Annotated in this window: 16 protein-coding genes; 8 read left to right on the forward strand and 8 right to left on the reverse strand. The window is 34.4% G+C overall.

Annotated features, from left to right (window positions below):
- Positions 1–3: 3 nt before the first annotated feature.
- From BLT57_RS12900 to BLT57_RS12910, 3 genes are all read left to right on the forward strand, one after another.
- Positions 4–801, forward strand: a complete 798-nt coding sequence (locus BLT57_RS12900) for an ABC transporter ATP-binding protein (RefSeq protein WP_091426240.1) — start codon at positions 4–6, stop codon at positions 799–801.
- A gap of 75 nt (positions 802–876) precedes the next feature.
- On the forward strand, positions 877–2,199 hold the full coding sequence (rmuC, locus tag BLT57_RS12905) for a DNA recombination protein RmuC (RefSeq protein ID WP_091426242.1): 1,323 nt from the start codon (positions 877–879) through the stop codon (positions 2,197–2,199).
- Positions 2,186–2,761, forward strand: a complete 576-nt coding sequence (locus tag BLT57_RS12910) for an acyl-CoA thioesterase (protein ID WP_231928703.1) — start codon at positions 2,186–2,188, stop codon at positions 2,759–2,761. The genes rmuC and BLT57_RS12910 overlap by 14 nt, the downstream gene beginning before the upstream one ends.
- Before the next feature lie 72 nt (positions 2,762–2,833).
- On the opposite strand, the gene BLT57_RS12915 is transcribed toward BLT57_RS12910, so the two are convergent.
- From BLT57_RS12915 to rpmH, 3 genes are all read right to left on the reverse strand, one after another.
- Entirely contained in the window at positions 2,834–3,697 is an 864-nt protein-coding gene (locus tag BLT57_RS12915; protein WP_157717190.1) for a T9SS type A sorting domain-containing protein, read from the reverse strand.
- 135 nt (positions 3,698–3,832) lie between these two features.
- Positions 3,833–6,685 carry a carbamoyl-phosphate synthase large subunit gene (gene carB / locus BLT57_RS12920; protein WP_091426246.1) on the reverse strand — a complete coding sequence of 951 codons (2,853 nt, stop codon included), beginning with the start codon at positions 6,683–6,685 and terminating at the stop codon, positions 3,833–3,835.
- Positions 6,686–6,784: 99 nt separating this feature from the next.
- The gene (gene rpmH, locus BLT57_RS12925) at positions 6,785–6,946 is read right to left on the reverse strand and encodes a 50S ribosomal protein L34 (RefSeq protein ID WP_091426250.1); all 162 of its coding nucleotides are present in this window, start codon (positions 6,944–6,946) and stop codon (positions 6,785–6,787) included.
- A 249-nt stretch (positions 6,947–7,195) separates the two neighbouring features.
- Here rpmH and BLT57_RS12930 point away from each other — a divergent pair, with 249 nt between their 5' ends.
- The 3 genes from BLT57_RS12930 to BLT57_RS12940 all read left to right on the forward strand — a co-directional run bounded on the left by BLT57_RS12930 (position 7,196) and on the right by BLT57_RS12940 (position 9,467).
- A complete protein-coding gene (locus tag BLT57_RS12930; RefSeq protein WP_091426251.1) occupies positions 7,196–8,095 on the forward strand; it encodes a DUF6263 family protein in 900 nt (299 codons plus the stop codon).
- Positions 8,085–8,642, forward strand: a complete 558-nt coding sequence (locus BLT57_RS12935; protein ID WP_091426252.1) for a hypothetical protein — start codon at positions 8,085–8,087, stop codon at positions 8,640–8,642. Before BLT57_RS12930 ends, BLT57_RS12935 begins: the two co-directional genes overlap by 11 nt.
- 138 nt (positions 8,643–8,780) lie before the next feature.
- Entirely contained in the window at positions 8,781–9,467 is a 687-nt protein-coding gene (locus tag BLT57_RS12940; RefSeq protein ID WP_157717191.1) for a hypothetical protein, read from the forward strand.
- Between the two features lie 40 nt (positions 9,468–9,507).
- On the opposite strand, the gene BLT57_RS12945 is transcribed toward BLT57_RS12940, so the two are convergent.
- Both BLT57_RS12945 and BLT57_RS12950 read right to left on the reverse strand, forming a co-directional pair.
- The gene (locus BLT57_RS12945; RefSeq protein ID WP_091426255.1) at positions 9,508–10,452 is read right to left on the reverse strand and encodes a lytic transglycosylase domain-containing protein; all 945 of its coding nucleotides are present in this window, start codon (positions 10,450–10,452) and stop codon (positions 9,508–9,510) included.
- A 41-nt stretch (positions 10,453–10,493) separates the two neighbouring features.
- Positions 10,494–11,162: an alpha/beta hydrolase gene (locus BLT57_RS12950; RefSeq protein ID WP_091426257.1), complete on the reverse strand. Its 669-nt coding sequence runs from the start codon at positions 11,160–11,162 to the stop codon at positions 10,494–10,496.
- 117 nt (positions 11,163–11,279) lie between these two features.
- Between BLT57_RS12950 and BLT57_RS12955 the strand changes: the two genes are divergently transcribed.
- Positions 11,280–11,576: a GNAT family N-acetyltransferase gene (locus BLT57_RS12955; RefSeq protein ID WP_172827456.1), complete on the forward strand. Its 297-nt coding sequence runs from the start codon at positions 11,280–11,282 to the stop codon at positions 11,574–11,576.
- Between the two features lie 56 nt (positions 11,577–11,632).
- Here the strand turns inward: BLT57_RS12955 and BLT57_RS12960 are convergent, their stop codons facing one another.
- Both BLT57_RS12960 and mtaB read right to left on the reverse strand, forming a co-directional pair.
- Positions 11,633–12,160 (reverse strand): hypothetical protein, encoded by a 528-nt coding sequence (locus BLT57_RS12960; protein ID WP_091426258.1) that lies wholly within the window; start codon positions 12,158–12,160, stop codon positions 11,633–11,635.
- Between the two features lie 63 nt (positions 12,161–12,223).
- Positions 12,224–13,549: a tRNA (N(6)-L-threonylcarbamoyladenosine(37)-C(2))-methylthiotransferase MtaB gene (gene mtaB, locus BLT57_RS12965; protein ID WP_091426260.1), complete on the reverse strand. Its 1,326-nt coding sequence runs from the start codon at positions 13,547–13,549 to the stop codon at positions 12,224–12,226.
- A 91-nt stretch (positions 13,550–13,640) separates the two neighbouring features.
- Between mtaB and BLT57_RS12970 the strand changes: the two genes are divergently transcribed.
- The gene (locus BLT57_RS12970; RefSeq protein ID WP_091426832.1) at positions 13,641–15,275 is read left to right on the forward strand and encodes an ABC transporter substrate-binding protein; all 1,635 of its coding nucleotides are present in this window, start codon (positions 13,641–13,643) and stop codon (positions 15,273–15,275) included.
- A gap of 31 nt (positions 15,276–15,306) precedes the next feature.
- On the opposite strand, the gene BLT57_RS12975 is transcribed toward BLT57_RS12970, so the two are convergent.
- Entirely contained in the window at positions 15,307–16,488 is a 1,182-nt protein-coding gene (locus tag BLT57_RS12975) for a GlmU family protein (RefSeq protein WP_091426262.1), read from the reverse strand.
- Positions 16,489–16,524 lie beyond the last annotated feature (36 nt).

A 16,524-nucleotide genomic window follows, 5' to 3' on the forward strand; every position in this document is an offset into this window, starting at 1 on the left:
GAAATGACAATAGAAACAAACCAACATATCATCTTAAAAACTAAAGATCTTTCTATCGGTTACACATCGAAAAAAGAGACATCTGTCATTTCTAAAAACATTAATATAGAACTTAATCAGGGTGAGCTTATTGGATTGGTTGGTGCGAATGGTATTGGAAAATCAACACTTTTAAGAACCTTAACGACCATTCAAGCACCAATAGATGGCAGTATTTTATTGAATGAAAAGACAATAAGCGATTATACTTCTCGAGAATTGGCTCAGACGATGAGTCTTGTTTTAACTGAACAACTCATATCAAAAAATTTATCTGTTTTTGAATTGGTTGCACTGGGTAGACAGCCGTACACGAATTGGATTGGTAATCTTACTGAACGTGACATCAATATTATAACACTAGCTTTAGAACAAACGCATCTGTCAGAACTGAAACATCGTAAGTGTTTTGAATTAAGTGACGGTCAACTTCAAAAAGCGATGATTGCTCGCGCCTTAGCTCAAGATACCAATCTAATTATTTTAGATGAACCAACCACCCATTTGGACATGTATCATAAAGCCTATATTCTAAAATTGTTACAAAAATTAGCCAAAGACACGAATAAAACTATTTTATTTTCGTCTCATGAAATTGACTTGGCTATTCAATTATGTGATACAATGGTTGTGATGGCTAAAGACAAGGTGGTATCAGACTCACCGTGTAATCTTATAGAACAAGGTGTGTTTGAAAGTTTATTCCCAAAAGATCTGATTAGCTTTGATGTGAAAACAGGCAGTTTTAGGGTGAAGAAATAAGTCGGTAGTTTTCACTCGTCAATCTTCGGACTTCAATCCATTTATTTTATCTTTGAGTAAATTTCAATTCTCTCTATGAACGACAATCTCATACTCATTTTAGCCATTCTCATTTCTGCAGCAATAGGTGCCTATTTAGGTATGCTTTTTATTAAACTGAAAAGTAAAAGTGAACAGAGTACTTTAGAAGAACGTCAAAATCAGATGGCTTCAACCATTGAGGAATTGAAACAAAATCTATCAAAAATAGAATCGGAACGCGAAGATATACGAAGAGAAAAAGAGTTTTTAAATACCGAATTAACCCGAAAAAACACCGAGTACGATAACCTTCAGCAGCAAAATTTAAGACGTGATGAAGAATTAGAAGAACGTCAGGAACAACTGCGAAAAGATTTTGAGCTTCTTGCCAATAAAATCTTAGAGGAAAAATCAGAAAAGTTCACCCTGCAGAATAAAGAAAATATCAAAAACATCTTAAACCCCTTGCAAGAGCGGATTCAAGGATTTGAAAAAAAGGTAGAGGATACTCAAAAAGAAAGCATTAGTATGCATTCGGCTTTAAAAGAACAGTTATTGGGACTAAAAGATCTCAACCAACAAATGACAATAGAAGCTACCAATTTAACAAAAGCACTCAAAGGTGATAGTAAAATGCAAGGAAATTGGGGCGAATTGGTATTAGAACGTGTCCTTGAAAAATCTGGACTAGAAAAAGACAGAGAGTATTACGTACAACAAAGTTTCAATCTCTCTGATGGAACCCGTGTTCTTCCTGATGTTGTTTTACATCTTCCAGATAGCAAAAAAATGATTATTGATAGTAAGGTATCACTAACAGATTATGAACGCTATGTCAATGCTGAAGACCATGAACGCGCTTTTCACCTAAAAGCACATATTAATTCTATAAGAAAACACGTCGATCAACTCTCAGAAAAGAACTATCAAGATTTGTATGATATCGAATCACCAGATTTTGTATTGTTATTTATTCCCATAGAACCCGCTTTTGCTGTAGCTATAAATGAAGACAATTCTATTTACAACAAAGCCTTTGAACAAAATATTGTTATAGTAACACCGTCTACCTTATTGGCAACGCTTCGAACCATTGACACCATGTGGAACAACGAGAAGCAACAACGAAATGCTATTGAAATTGCAAGGCAAGCTGGAGCCCTTTACGATAAGTTTGAAGGGTTGGTAAAAGACTTAACCGGTGTTGGTAAAAAGATTGACGATGCTAAAAAAGACTATTCTTCGGCCATGAATAAATTAGTAGAAGGTCGAGGTAATTTAATTACTAGTGTCGAAAAACTCAAAAAAATGGGTGCCAAGGCAAAGAAGTCATTACCTGAAGCCATCATTAAACGGGCTCAAGATGATGATGAATAATAACGCTATGACTTATAAAACGATAGACTCTTCACGCATAAGTATGTCGCAACTTATGCAACCTTCGCACTCTAATTTTAGAGGAAAAATTCACGGTGGATATATTTTAAATCTCATGGATCAAATTGCGTTTGCCTGTGGTTCAAAACATTCTGAAACCTATTGCGTCACAGCTTCTGTAGATACCGTTGACTTTTTAAATCCCATCGAAATTGGTGAATTGGTGACTATGAAAGCCTCAGTAAATTATGTAGGACATACCTCAATGGTGGTTGGTATTCGAGTAGAATCTGAAAATATTCAAACAGGGGCTATTACACATTGTAATTCCTCTTATTTTACTATGGTAGCTAAAGATGATCATGGAAATAGCGTCGAGGTACCCGGCTTAATAATCAATGACAAAAACGAACTTAAACGTTTTTTAAAAGCAATTAAACGCATAGAAACCAAACGTTCGAGGCAGAATGAATTTGATAGTGAAGACTTTTCGCATATGGATTACCTTGACGAATTAAAAAATTACCGTGTTAAAATAGAGCTTCCAGATAGCACTGATTAACTAAAGTTACAGTCTAAAAAAAGACCATCAAATACTTGATGGTCTTTTTTATATTATATAATCATTAGCTTTTTATTGCTTCACAAATCGTTGTGTTAATGTTTGATTATCCGCAGAAACTCTTACCAAGTATACTCCTGAATTCCACCTTGAGACATCTATTGAAGATGTCATAGCACTTAAGGTTTTAGAAAACACCTTTTTACCTAGAACATCATAAATGCTAACGTTGGGATTATCAAGTGAATTGGACAGTCTAATATTCAACATAGATGTTGCTGGATTTGGAGATATCGAGAACTTGTTGTCTTGATCATCCACATCAGCTACTCCTAAAGTTGTTGCTGCAGTTATATTATCCAAATGTAAAGTAGCTGCAATAGCATCTGCACCAGCCCAAGTCGGAGCGCCACTACTTAAAATACGCATAGCACTAACAGTAGTTAACGCTGTTTCAATAGTAGAACCACCAGATACCAGTGTAAAATCGCTTGCAGAAATTGGTATTGTTATTTCTGACCAACCAGTTCCTGCTAATACTGTTACCGCATTAGTGGTACAAATTCTTGTTCCACTACCTTGAAATGCCACTCTTAAATTTAAGTTGTTAGTTAATGCTCTTACATTCATTCTTATGGCGATAACACCTTCAGAAGAAAAATTAGAAGACCATTGTGATGTTGGTCCTGCATTAAAAATAACCATTTTACTGGCTACTCCTGCTCCTCCTAAAGAGGTATATGTAAGGAAATTATCATCCACTCCTGCAGGACCGTCAGTAGCCACATTCATAGGCATATTCTCAGGACCCGCTGCTCCACCAATTTGCCAGTTTTCTGTAGACCCATCTTCAAAATCATCAACTTGATTTGCAACAACTTGTGCCCAAGTAAGTGAAGACATTAATAAAGCAAGTAATAGTAGTTTTGTTTTCATTATTTTTATTTTCTCTTGAACTAACTGATTATCATTATCATGCAATAATGATTCCAATTTTGCAATTTTCTTATTTTCTTCAGCTAAAATACTAATTTCATCGCAACTCTAAGTTACCGTTTATCGAAAAATTAACTATTTAGACAAATACATCTTACGTCGCGAATAGAGATTATAAAACTCATCATCCTTTAAACTATCGATAAAAAGGATGCTTTCTCCCGTACTTTTCATCTCAGGCCCTAATTGTTTATTGACATTAGGGAATTTATTAAATGAAAATACTGGTTGTTTAATGGCATATCCTTCTAATTTCGGATTAAAATCAAAATCGGTAACTTTTTTAGCACCTAACATCACTTTTGTTGCATAGTTTACGTATGGTTCTCCATACGCTTTAGCAATAAATGGCACTGTTCTCGAAGCTCTAGGGTTAGCTTCAATAATGTAAACCATATCATCTTTAATTGCAAACTGGATATTGATTAATCCAACGGTATTAAGAGCTAAGGCAATCTTCTTAGTATGGTCTTTAATTTGTTGCATTACAAACTCACCTAAATTAAAAGGGGGTAGTGTTGCATTACTATCTCCAGAATGAATTCCACAAGGCTCAATATGTTCCATAATACCAATGATATAGACGTTTTCACCATCACAAATCGCATCGGCTTCTGCTTCAATTGCACCATCCAGATAATGGTCTAAAAGTAATTGATTTCCAGGCATTCTTCGAAGTAAATCAACGACGTGCTCTTCTAGTTCCTGTTTGTTAATTACAATTTTCATCCCTTGGCCTCCAAGAACATAAGAAGGTCTCACTAAAATTGGAAAATCTAACACATCAGCAATCGCCGAAGCTTCATCTGCAGTGGTCGCAATATCAAATTCAGGATACGGAATGTTGTTTTCTTTCAACAGATTAGAAAATAATCCTCTATCTTCAGCTAAATCCAACGACTTATAAGTTGTTCCTATAATTTTAATCCCATAACGATCTAATTTTTCAGCTAGTTTTAATGCAGTTTGTCCGCCTAACTGAACAATAACACCTTCAGGTTTTTCATGACGAATAATGTCGTAGATATGTTCCCAGAATACAGGTTCAAAATAGAGTTTATCAGAAATATCAAAATCTGTTGATACCGTTTCAGGATTACAATTAATCATGATGGTTTCATAACCACACTCTGAGGCCGCTAAAACACCATGAACACAGCAGTAATCAAACTCAATTCCTTGTCCGATTCGATTTGGTCCTGAACCTAAAACAATAATTTTCTTTTTATCGGATACTTGACTTTCATTGGCCGAATATTTATTTCCGTCTGCTGTTTCTACTTCATTCTCAAACGTGGAATAGTAATATGGCGTTTGAGCTTTAAACTCAGCAGCACAGGTATCAACTAATTTATAAACACGATTGATTTTAAACTCATCACGTTTATTATAAACTTGACTTTCCAAACATTTTAGCATGTGTGCAATTTGACGATCGCCATAACCTTTTTGCTTAGCTTCAAGTAATAGATTGCGTTCTATAGTATCTATTGTATAAGTCGAAATTTCTTTTTCAAGTTCATGTAGCTCTTCATATTGTTTTAAGAACCACATATCTATTTTGGTGATTTCATGAATTCTACTTAATGGAATACCCATTTGGATCGCATCATAAATCGCAAATACGCGATCCCAACTAGCATAGGTTAGCTTATCAATAATTTGTTGATAATCTTTATATCCTTTTCCATCTGCCCCTAATCCGTTTCGTTTAATTTCTAAAGACTGCGTAGCTTTATGCAATGCTTCTTGGAAACAACGTCCTATAGCCATGACTTCACCTACGGCCTTCATCTGGAGTCCTAATGTTCTATCTGAACCTTCAAATTTATCGAAATTCCATCTTGGTATCTTTACGACAACATAATCTAAAGTTGGTTCAAATAATGCAGATGTTGAGCCGGTAATCTGGTTACTCAACTCATCAAGGGTATACCCTGTTGCTAATTTAGCAGCTATTTTTGCGATTGGATAACCTGTTGCTTTACTGGCTAATGCCGATGAACGCGACACACGCGGATTAATTTCAATAGCAATAATATCTTCTTCTTCGTCTGGACTTACAGCAAACTGCACATTACAACCACCGGCAAAATCACCAATACTTCGCATCATATGTATCGCCATATCACGCATTTTTTGGTATGTTTTATCTGACAGCGTCATTGCCGGAGCAACAGTAATCGAATCACCAGTATGGATTCCCATAGGATCCATATTTTCAATTGTACAAATAATAACGACGTTATCATTTGAATCACGAAGTAATTCTAATTCATATTCTTTCCATCCGATTAAGGCTTTATCGATCATGACTTCATGAATGGGTGAAATTTCCAAACCACGTGTCAACAATTCATCAAAATCTTCTTCCTTGTAAACTATAGCGGCACCATCACCTCCTAAAGTAAACGATGCTCTAATTACTAGAGGAAACCCAAACTCTTGAGCAATCTCTTTTCCTTTTAAATAAGAGGTCGCTGTCGCTTGAGGTGCCATGCCAACACCTATTTTAAGCATGAGCTCTCTAAACTTCTCTCTATCTTCGGTAATGTTTATTGCATCGATATCTACACCAATAATTTCAACATTAAAATCTTCCCATATGCCCTTTTCATCAGCCTCAATACAAAGGTTTAAAGCTGTTTGTCCTCCCATTGTTGGTAAAACAGCATCAATTTGCGGATGCTCTTTTAAAATCTTAATAATTGACTTTGTGGTTAAAGGCAACAGATACACATGGTCTGCCATTGTAGGGTCAGTCATGATTGTTGCTGGATTAGAATTGATAAGTATAGTTTCAATTCCATCTTCTCTAAGTGATCTTAAGGCTTGAGTCCCAGAGTAGTCAAATTCACAAGCTTGTCCAATAATAATAGGGCCTGAACCAATAATTAGGATAGATTTTAGTTTTTCGTTCTTTGGCATTTTCGTTTTTTTTTAGATTTCAAAAATAAGTAAGATATAGGTACAAAAAAAGGTGCTACACCTAAGTAACACCTTTAAAATATTAACAATTGTTAATCATTATTTTTTATGTCTTGTTTCAGTTGATACAGACAATTTCTTTCTTCCTTTAGCTCTTCTGCGTGCTAAAACTTTTCTTCCGTTTACAGAAGCCATTCTTTCTCTAAAACCGTGTTTATTTCTTCTCTTTCTTTTTGACGGTTGAAACGTTCTTTTTGGCATTGTCTTATATTTTTAAAAAACTTATATCTTTTTTAATCGTCTCGAGCTGTTCCCAAAACTGCGTGCAAATATACAAAGACTTTTTACTTTGACAAATCTAAAATTAAAATTATTTCTAATCTTGAAAAAAAGTGTATCATATCACCCCATGGAGATAAAAAACAAGAATTCCTTACATATATGACACTATATATTGCTTACAAATTGGCAAAAAATTAGTTTCTTTGTAACCCGAAAATTAAACATTCAATGAAGTCATTTATTACTACATTTTTAATTATTGGTATTGTAGCAAGCAATTTGACATATGCTCAAACCACCCTGCAATATCGTCTAAATGCCGGTGACACATTTAAAGTACTACAAACTGCCAAACAAGATATTGTCCAAAACATGAACGGGTCTAAACATGAAATGACTAATCTACTTGAAGGTGATTTTACTTTTTCTGTTGAAATCGTTACTGACAGCTTGTATCATATTAAATTTAAATTTGATCGCTTTAAAATGATTTCAACATCAAATTTATTAGGCGAGATTTTTAAGATTAATACTAAAGACGAAATTCCAGAGGATGATATACAAGGTAAAATATTTGCTCAGTTGGTGACAACAGATCTATATATGGAAATGTACAAAACAGGACAAATCAAGTCTGTTTCGGGATCTGAAAAGCTTATTGATAATATGATTAATTCGGCTGGTGACTTTGATGACTTTACTCGAGAGATGATGAAGGAATCGGTTAGAAAAGAGTTTGGCAATGAAAGCTTAGCGCAAAGTTTTGAACAAATGACTTACATTTACACGAATAAAAGTTTACGCACTGGTGACTCTTGGAGTAATAATTTTGATGGTGAAATGTCCGCTACTAATGTATGGACTTTAGAACAGATTACAAATGATGACGTTTTTATTAAAGGGACGAGTGATGTCATCTTTATGACTGATGATGGTGCCATTGCAATGAATTTAACTGGAAAAATGACGACTGATATAGTATCTTCACTTCAAACTGGTTTTATTAAAAGGATGACGTCAACATCTAATGACTCAGGAATCTCTATCATGCGAGACATGAAGAATGTAGAAGTACCAACGACAATTATTTCAGAAATAACATACAAAATAGAAAAACATGTTCAATAAAAATATAAAGCTTGTCATTACAGGTTTAATTATCGCTTACGCTGTATATCAATTTACCGAAGGCTATATTGGCAATGGTATTATGTATATATTATTATCATTTATATTTATATTTCTTTACTTTAAAAATGAGTTCATTCTGCTTGCATTCTTAAGACTTAGAAAACAGGATTTCGAAGGTGCAAAAAAATGGTTGAATAAAATTAAAAACCCTTCCAGCGCTTTGGTAAAAAAACAAGAAGGCTATTACAATTATTTAAACGGTATTATGGTGGCTCAGTCAAATATGAATGATGCTGAAAAATATTTCAAAAAAGCCTTAGGGTTAGGATTATCGATGGATCACGATGTTGCTATGGCTAAATTAAATCTTGCCGGAATTGCTTTTAGCAAGCGCAGACCTTTAGAAGCTAAGCAGTTACTTAGTGAAGCTCAAAAATTGGATAAACGCGGTATTCTTACCGAGCAAATTAAAATGATGAAAGATGGCATGAAACGTTCTCAAGGTCCAAAACAACATTACGGCAATAGAAATATGAGACGATAATCATCTCTAATTCACTGTCAATCATCGACTTAAATCGACAAAAATATACGTTTCTCTAAGATTATACACCTTTTAACGACTATTTTACAGTAGCCCATAAAAGGGCTCTAGCTTTGTCTAAAACTAAATACTTTAGACGTGAGAATATGTATAAACCTCATTGTATTTTTACTTATGTTTTCGGCTTTTTCACAAGAGCCTAAAACCTATTTTGAATATGAAATAGCAAAGCATTTAAAAGCCTATAAGACGAAATCAGACGCGGCCATTAAAAATGACAATCGCGAATATGCGCAGTTTTTGTTCGATTCGTTATTTACTAACTATTTAAAAAATAGCTATGTTTTAGACATGCAAATTAAAATGGTTAAAGGTGGTATTTTGAACACTTCAGATATTGAGCATTCCTTTCTTTTAATTACAAAAACCGCATGGGAGCAAATAAATCGCGATGAAATTAAAGCAATTAATAAAATGGCCAAAATGTATAAAGACCAAATGGATATTGTGATTTTATTTTGGACTTCTAAATCTGTGGCCAAAGACCGTTCTAGAGATTATAATTCACTTATAAATATCACTTATGTGAATGAGCGAGACAATAACGCCAATCAAATTATTAAACCATACAAACATTCGTTTGGTGCGCCTGCATGTTTTTACATTTCTGAGGAAAAGAAACTAGTCAATATTGATCGGAAATTTACACTTCATTTGAAGAACGATGATACTGGAGTTGCTTTTGAAACTGCTCATGAGCAAATTAAATTAATCCTTTTTGGAAACGACAACTCTAACGAAGCTATTATAACAACCTTACACTAAAGACATAGAGCGCCATTAGGTGGTCTAAAAAACCAATCATCTATGGTTTTACTGAATAATGCCCTTCTTTCGGAATCTTAATATAGTATGTCTTTCCAGAAGCATTATTTAATTTCGGTTCTCTTAACCAAGGGTTGTGAATCTTCAATATCTTATAGTTAATACCGAAACGTTCTGCAAACTTTGTGAAATCTGTTACCACAGTATCAACTTCTACTTTATAAGTTGGAATGGTTTGATATAAATCGTCTGTTGAAAAATTGAATCCATATTTCTTAGGATGATTGAGTATTTCCTTCAAAGCAACAATTCTAAATAAATAACGCCCTGTTTCTTCACCGAGCAATAAGTCATAATAATCTGCAACTCCTTGTTCGCTTAATCGTCTTGATATTCCCGAATTTCCAGCATTATATGCCGCTGCAGCCAAAGTCCATGAACCCAATTTTTCTTTCGCTTTCAATAAATATTTACAAGCGACTTCAGTAGCCATTTCTAGATGATAGCGTTCATCAACGTTAGAATTGATTTCCAATCCATTTTCACGCCCTGTTGTTTTCATAATTTGCCAAACACCTCGCGCTCCGGCAGGTGAAACAGCGTTTGTAAGACCGCTCTCGATAACCGCTAAATATTTAAAATCTTCGGGAACACCATTCTTTTTTAAAATAGATTCAATCACTGGAAAGTATTTCTCAGCTCTCTTGAACATCAACAGTCCATTAGATTGCCAGTAGGTATTTACCAATAATTCACGATCCATACGTTCATATATATCGGGATCTTCTAACGGCATTGGTTCTCCCGCAAAATTTAAATTTTCAGGAACAGAAAGCGCATAAATATTATAATCATTGATGATCTTTGGTGGATCTATCACCTCCTTCTTATCCGTTAGACCATTTTCGGCTTGGACAGCAAAAATAAATAGCCCAGACACACAGATTAAACCAATTGCTGCTAAAATATTTTTAATAAACGTCATAATTCATTTTTTTACTAAAGTATAAAATTAAATGCTTGCTTTCAAGCATCTTGGAGTATTAGTTTTGGTAAATTCTCGTTAAACCATTTGTACTTATTTATGATCATAATATGCGTACCTCCCTTAATAACGATACAATTACCTTTACAGGAATGTGGAAATACCATATCCTTATCTCCATGAATATAAATAGCTTCTTCAACCGGTTGATGTTGATTCCATTCAATAACATTTTCAATAGCCCAATCTAAGTATTGTTTATCATTTACAGATAAATACTTTTTGTATAATTCTATGCGCTTTGTAATTGTCTCTCCAAAGGCATACTTGGCCAATACGTCAATATTACTTACTAATTGTGTTGGTAATAGTTTATACGCTTTAGTGAACCTCATTACCTTCATTCGTTTTGGAAGTTCATGTTTAGATTTTACACTGGATACAACAATTAATTTTCGCAGCTCCATATACTTACTCATTTCTTGAACCAGCATACCTCCAAAGGACACTCCTAATAATACCACATTATCATGTGTTATTTTATTTATCATACGCTTGGCATAGGACTCTAGCGACTCATGTTTAACAGGAATTATCCACTCTAACCAATGGATTTCAAATTGGTCTTCTGGTAATTTGATATGCTCAAAAATACTTGGATTTGCTGCCAATCCAGGCATTAAATACACATGTATAATTTCTTGTTGCATAAGCCTTTAAACTAAACGTTTTTTAATATCTATGATATTTTTCGTAAATTTGCATCACAAAACTATACAAAAGTATAGTTCTACCCTACCGACCATTGAAATAAAATACAAAATATTATGATTGATGCTGCTGAATTAACAGACAATGACTTTTTACGTCAATTTGAATTAAAAGTAGATGGTGAACTTGCAAAGATTGAGTATTCGCTACAAGACCGAAAAATCTTTTTAACTAAACTCATTATACCTGACGGTATTTCAAATGACGACTTTGAAGAAGAATTTTTAACACTGGTGTTTGAAAATATCGCAGAACGGAACATTAGTGTGGTTCCAACAAGTCCTGAAATTGCAAAATTTATTAGGCGACATAGAAAATATAAAAAGATGCTACCCGTTGGCATCAGAATATAAGACAAAAAAAAATCCGAAGTTTAATACTTCGGATTTTTTTGTATCGAATAGGTAAATTACTGTTTAGTATACACAAAGGTTAAATCTTCTTCTACTACTACTTCAAAATTATCATCTAAAATTTCATAGCCTTCTGGTATTACGAAAGTCATTGTATTTCCACTTACAGTCGCTATAACAGTAAACATATCTTCATCAATTACAGTTACAGTATTACCACTTACGGTGTAAGACATGCTATATGTATCTTCTTCAATAAAGCAATTTATAGTATAAGTAAACTCGTCCGTTGTTCCAACTACAAGTTCGGCCTCAACATCTAAATATGAATTTGTATTAATTGTTCCTGTTCCATTTGCTCCAAAAGAAATGGTTTCATTAAGGTAACAATCTGATTCTATCAAAAGGTCATTTGATGCAGTTCCATTATTATCAATGTCAATACTAGTCTCGGTAAGCAATGACGTTAATTGCCATGTTCCTACTACATTAGCATCTGTGGTTCCACCATCATCATCACTAGAACAAGAGGATGTTAAAACTAATGCTGACAATACAAATAGATTTAGAAAAAATTTTTTCATTTTAAATAAGTTGTTTTTGATTAAGCGGCAAATATAGTGTAAGAAATATACTACACAAATGTTCTAGTGTAATATTTCTTGTAGAAACTGAAATCTAACCATTCCATCATCTTCAATTTCAGATAATTGAACTTTTTGAAGTGTATTGACCAATGCAGGATCCCAAGGCGCTTTTACTTTTACATAGTTTTCAGTAAAGCCATGTATATAACCTTCCTTATTTTCATTTTCAAAAAGTACCGTTCTTGTACTTCCAATCTGACTTTCATAAAATCCACGGCGCTTCTTAACAGACAAACCTCGAAGCATTTTACTTCGTTTGGCTCTTACATTCTTAGATACAACACCTTCCATAGTTGCCGCTGTGGTATTGTCACGCTCAGAATATGTAAAAACATGTAAATATGATATATCTAGTTCGTTAAGAAAATTGTAAGTTTCCAAAAACAACTCATCTGTTTCTCCCGGAAAGCCAACAATAACGTCAACACCAATGCAAGCATCAGGCATCGTTTCTTTAATCTGCGAAACGCGGTCTATGTATAGTTCTTTCATATAGCGGCGACGCATCAATTTTAAAATCTCATTACTACCGCTTTGTAACGGAATATGAAAATGGGGCACAAATGTCTTGCTTTTTGATACAAACTCAATTGTTTCATTCTTTAGTAAGTTAGGTTCTATTGAAGAAATGCGCAAACGTTCAATACCCTCAACGCTATCCAAAGCTTGCACTAGGTCGTAAAAGGTATGTTCGTGTTTCTTATTTCCAAATTCACCTTTTCCATAGTCTCCTATATTTACGCCTGTAAGTACAATTTCTTTGATATTCTTTGCCGAAATTTCCTTGGCATTTTGAAGTACATTCTCTAAGGTATCACTTCTAGATATGCCTCTTGCCAAAGGTATGGTACAATAGGTACACTTATAATCGCAACCGTCTTGAACTTTTAAAAATGCACGTGTACGATCACCGAATGAATAACTCCCAACGTAAAAATCGGCTTCCTGAATTTCACAACTATGTACCTCTCCCATATCGTTTTTTGAAAGGTCATTGAGATAATCGGTTATTTTAAATTTTTCTGTAGCTCCTAATACTAAATCTACGCCTTCTACATCAGCCAATTCTTGTGGTTTTAACTGCGCATAACAACCCACAGCAGCCACAAAGGCATCAGGGTTTACTTTCTGAGCTTGTTTTACAATAGATTTAAAGCGTTTATCTGCGTTCTCGGTAACCGAACAGGTATTGATAACGTAGATGTCTGCTTTATCTTTAAAATCTACACGCTCAAAGCCTTCCGAAGAAAAATTTCTGGCAATGGTCGAGGTTTCAGAAAAATTAAGTTTACAACCTAAGGTATAAAATGCGACTTTTTTATTCATATCTCTGTTAAGAGTTTCCGGGAGCTGAGAAATCTATTTATATTTACTCGATTCTAATTTTGAGTGGGCAAATTTACAATTAATGAGTAACATGCTAAAATGCGTACGCACTAAATATCTACTTCTAAGGCTAATTCTATCTTTTTTAGGTTCATTCCTACTCATTTCTTGTGGAAATGACACCGAAACAAATAAAGATCAGATGGTGTTTAAATATAACGAGCACAAAAATATTGGGTCATTAGATCCTGCGTTTGCAAAAGACAATGCAGATATTTGGGCTATTAATCAATTATTTAACGGTTTGGTTCAAATGGATGAGAACCTAAGTGTTAAGCCTTGCATAGCGAAAGATTGGACCATTTCAGAAGATGCACTTACCTATACATTCATGCTAAGAACTGATGTACAGTTCCATAAACATGCATTATTTGGTAGAGATTCAACACGACAAGTAAAGGCTAGTGATTTTGAGTATAGTTTTAATCGATTATTAGATAAAAAAGTAGCCTCTCCAGGGCGATGGATACTCAATAAGGTAGCCTCATTTAAAGCTATAAACGACTCTGAATTCCAAGTACAATTGACACAACCTTTTCCTGCATTTTTAGGGTTATTAACTATGAAATATTGCTCAGTTGTTCCTAAAGAAATTGTGGAATACTACGACAGTGACTTTCGAGCGCATCCAATTGGGACTGGTCCATTTCTGTTCAAGCGCTGGGAGGAGAATTTAAAGCTAGTTTTCCGAAGAAACAGCCAGTATTTTGAGCGTGATACGAGTGGAAATTCATTACCCTATTTAGAAGCTATAGCGATCACATTTTTACCTGATAAGCAAAGTGAATTTCTACAATTCGCACAAGGTAATATAGATTTCGTCTCGGGTCTAGACGCTTCCTATAAAGATGAAATCCTCACTGCAAATGGCAGCTTACGCGATACTTATATAGAGGATGTTAATATGATTCGCGGACCCTATCTTAATACAGAATATCTGGCATTTTTTATGGATTCTGAGATTCCTGAAATGCAATCACAGGTGTTAAGACAAGCCATAAATTATGGCTTTGATAGAAAAAAGATGATGACTTACTTGCGTAATGGTATCGGTATTCCTGCTCATGGTGGTTTTATCCCTAAAGGCTTACCTGGGCATGACGCCACTATCGGTTTTACTTTTCAACCAAAAAAAGCCAAACAACTTGTTCAACAATTTAAAACTGAAACAGGTATTTCTAATCCAGAAATCACCATAACTACCACAAGTAATTATTTGAGTTTTTGTGAATATATCCAAAGAGAACTTCAAAAAATTGGCATCACTGTATATGTGGATGTGATTCCTGCCGCCACCTTAAAAGACGCCAAAGCCAATGGAAAACTAGACCTTTTTAGAGCTAGTTGGGTCGCAGATTATCCAGATGCTGAAAATTACCTGTCTTTATATTTCAGTGAAAATTTTGCACCTAATGGTCCTAATTATACCCATTTCAAAAGTAAACTATTTGACGCTTGGTATAAAGACGCCTTTATGATAACAGACATCAAACAACGGGAATTATTATATACTAAAATGGATAGTTTGGTTATGTCTCAAACACCTGTTGTTCCTCTATTTTACGATGAAGTCGTGCGCTTTACAAGAAAAAATGTGTCTGGTTTAGGCATCAACCCAATCAATCTTTTAGATTTAAAACGAGTCAAAAAGAAACGTTTAGAGTAAAACAACAACATTCCTTTTATCATCTTAAAGATTAATCATCACCTTTTCTCCATTTTTTGGTATGTTCAAAGACCTGTTCTAAAATTGCTTTGTCTTTATCAGTAAATTCAATATTTCGACGTTGCATTACAACTTCTGCAACTTCAAAAGCCTTTTTGGTTAAATAGGTTTTAAATCCGGAACTTCCTCCCCAAGAAAAGCTTGGGACAAAATTTCTTGGAAATCCACTTCCAAAGATATTGGCACTCACCCCTACAACTGTACCAGTATTAAACATAGTATTTATGCCACATTTACTATGATCTCCCATCATAAGTCCGCAAAACTGCAATCCGGTTCTGGCAAATCCCTCGGATTCATAATCCCATAGACGCACTTCAGCATAGTTGTTTTTCAAATTAGAGTTATTGGTATCTGCACCCAAATTGCACCATTCACCTATCACCGAATTACCTAAAAACCCATCATGACCTTTGTTAGAGTATCCGAAAATAACTGAATTATTCACTTCACCTCCTACTTTACTATATGGTCCTATTGTAGTTGGCCCATAGATTTTAGCCCCTAATTTCACAGTAGCATACTCACATAAAGCAAATGGCCCTCTTATCATACTTCCTTCCATGATTTCGGCATCTTTACCGATGTAAATAGGGCCAGAATTAGCATTTAAGGTTACAAACTCTAAGGAGGCACCTTTTTCAATAAAGATATGTTCAGCTCCTAGAATATTATTAGTTTTAGAAATTGGCTGTGAGGTTCTATCCTTTGTAAGGAGCTCAAAATCGGCTTTAATTGCTTCACCATTTTTTGCAAAAACATCCCAAGTATGCTCTATTTTAAGAGAGGCATTATCATACTCTATAGCCTCATATGACTCAAAATTGACCTCGTCCTGTGAATCTGTGGTATAAAATGCAATAACATCTTCACCATGAAACACGGCCTGATTTTCTTTAATGTTCTTTATAAGTTCTATTAACTCCTGATTGGGAAGATATGACGCATTAATCATCACATTCTCTTCAAGTTCTACCATTGGGTATTTCTCAGATAAATACGCTTCTGTCAATGTAGTGCAGGTGGAACCTAAAAATGTTTCCCATTTTTCTCTAATGGTTAAAATCCCAACTCTGATGTCAGCTACGGGTCTGGTATAGGTAAACGGTAACAAATTATTACGCGCTGGACCATCAAAAAGAATATAGTTCATAATGATGTTTCGTGTTAGATGTTAAAAGTAAATCAA

Source organism: Formosa sp. Hel1_31_208 (genome assembly GCF_900104785.1).
Taxonomy (GTDB): domain Bacteria; phylum Bacteroidota; class Bacteroidia; order Flavobacteriales; family Flavobacteriaceae; genus Psychroserpens.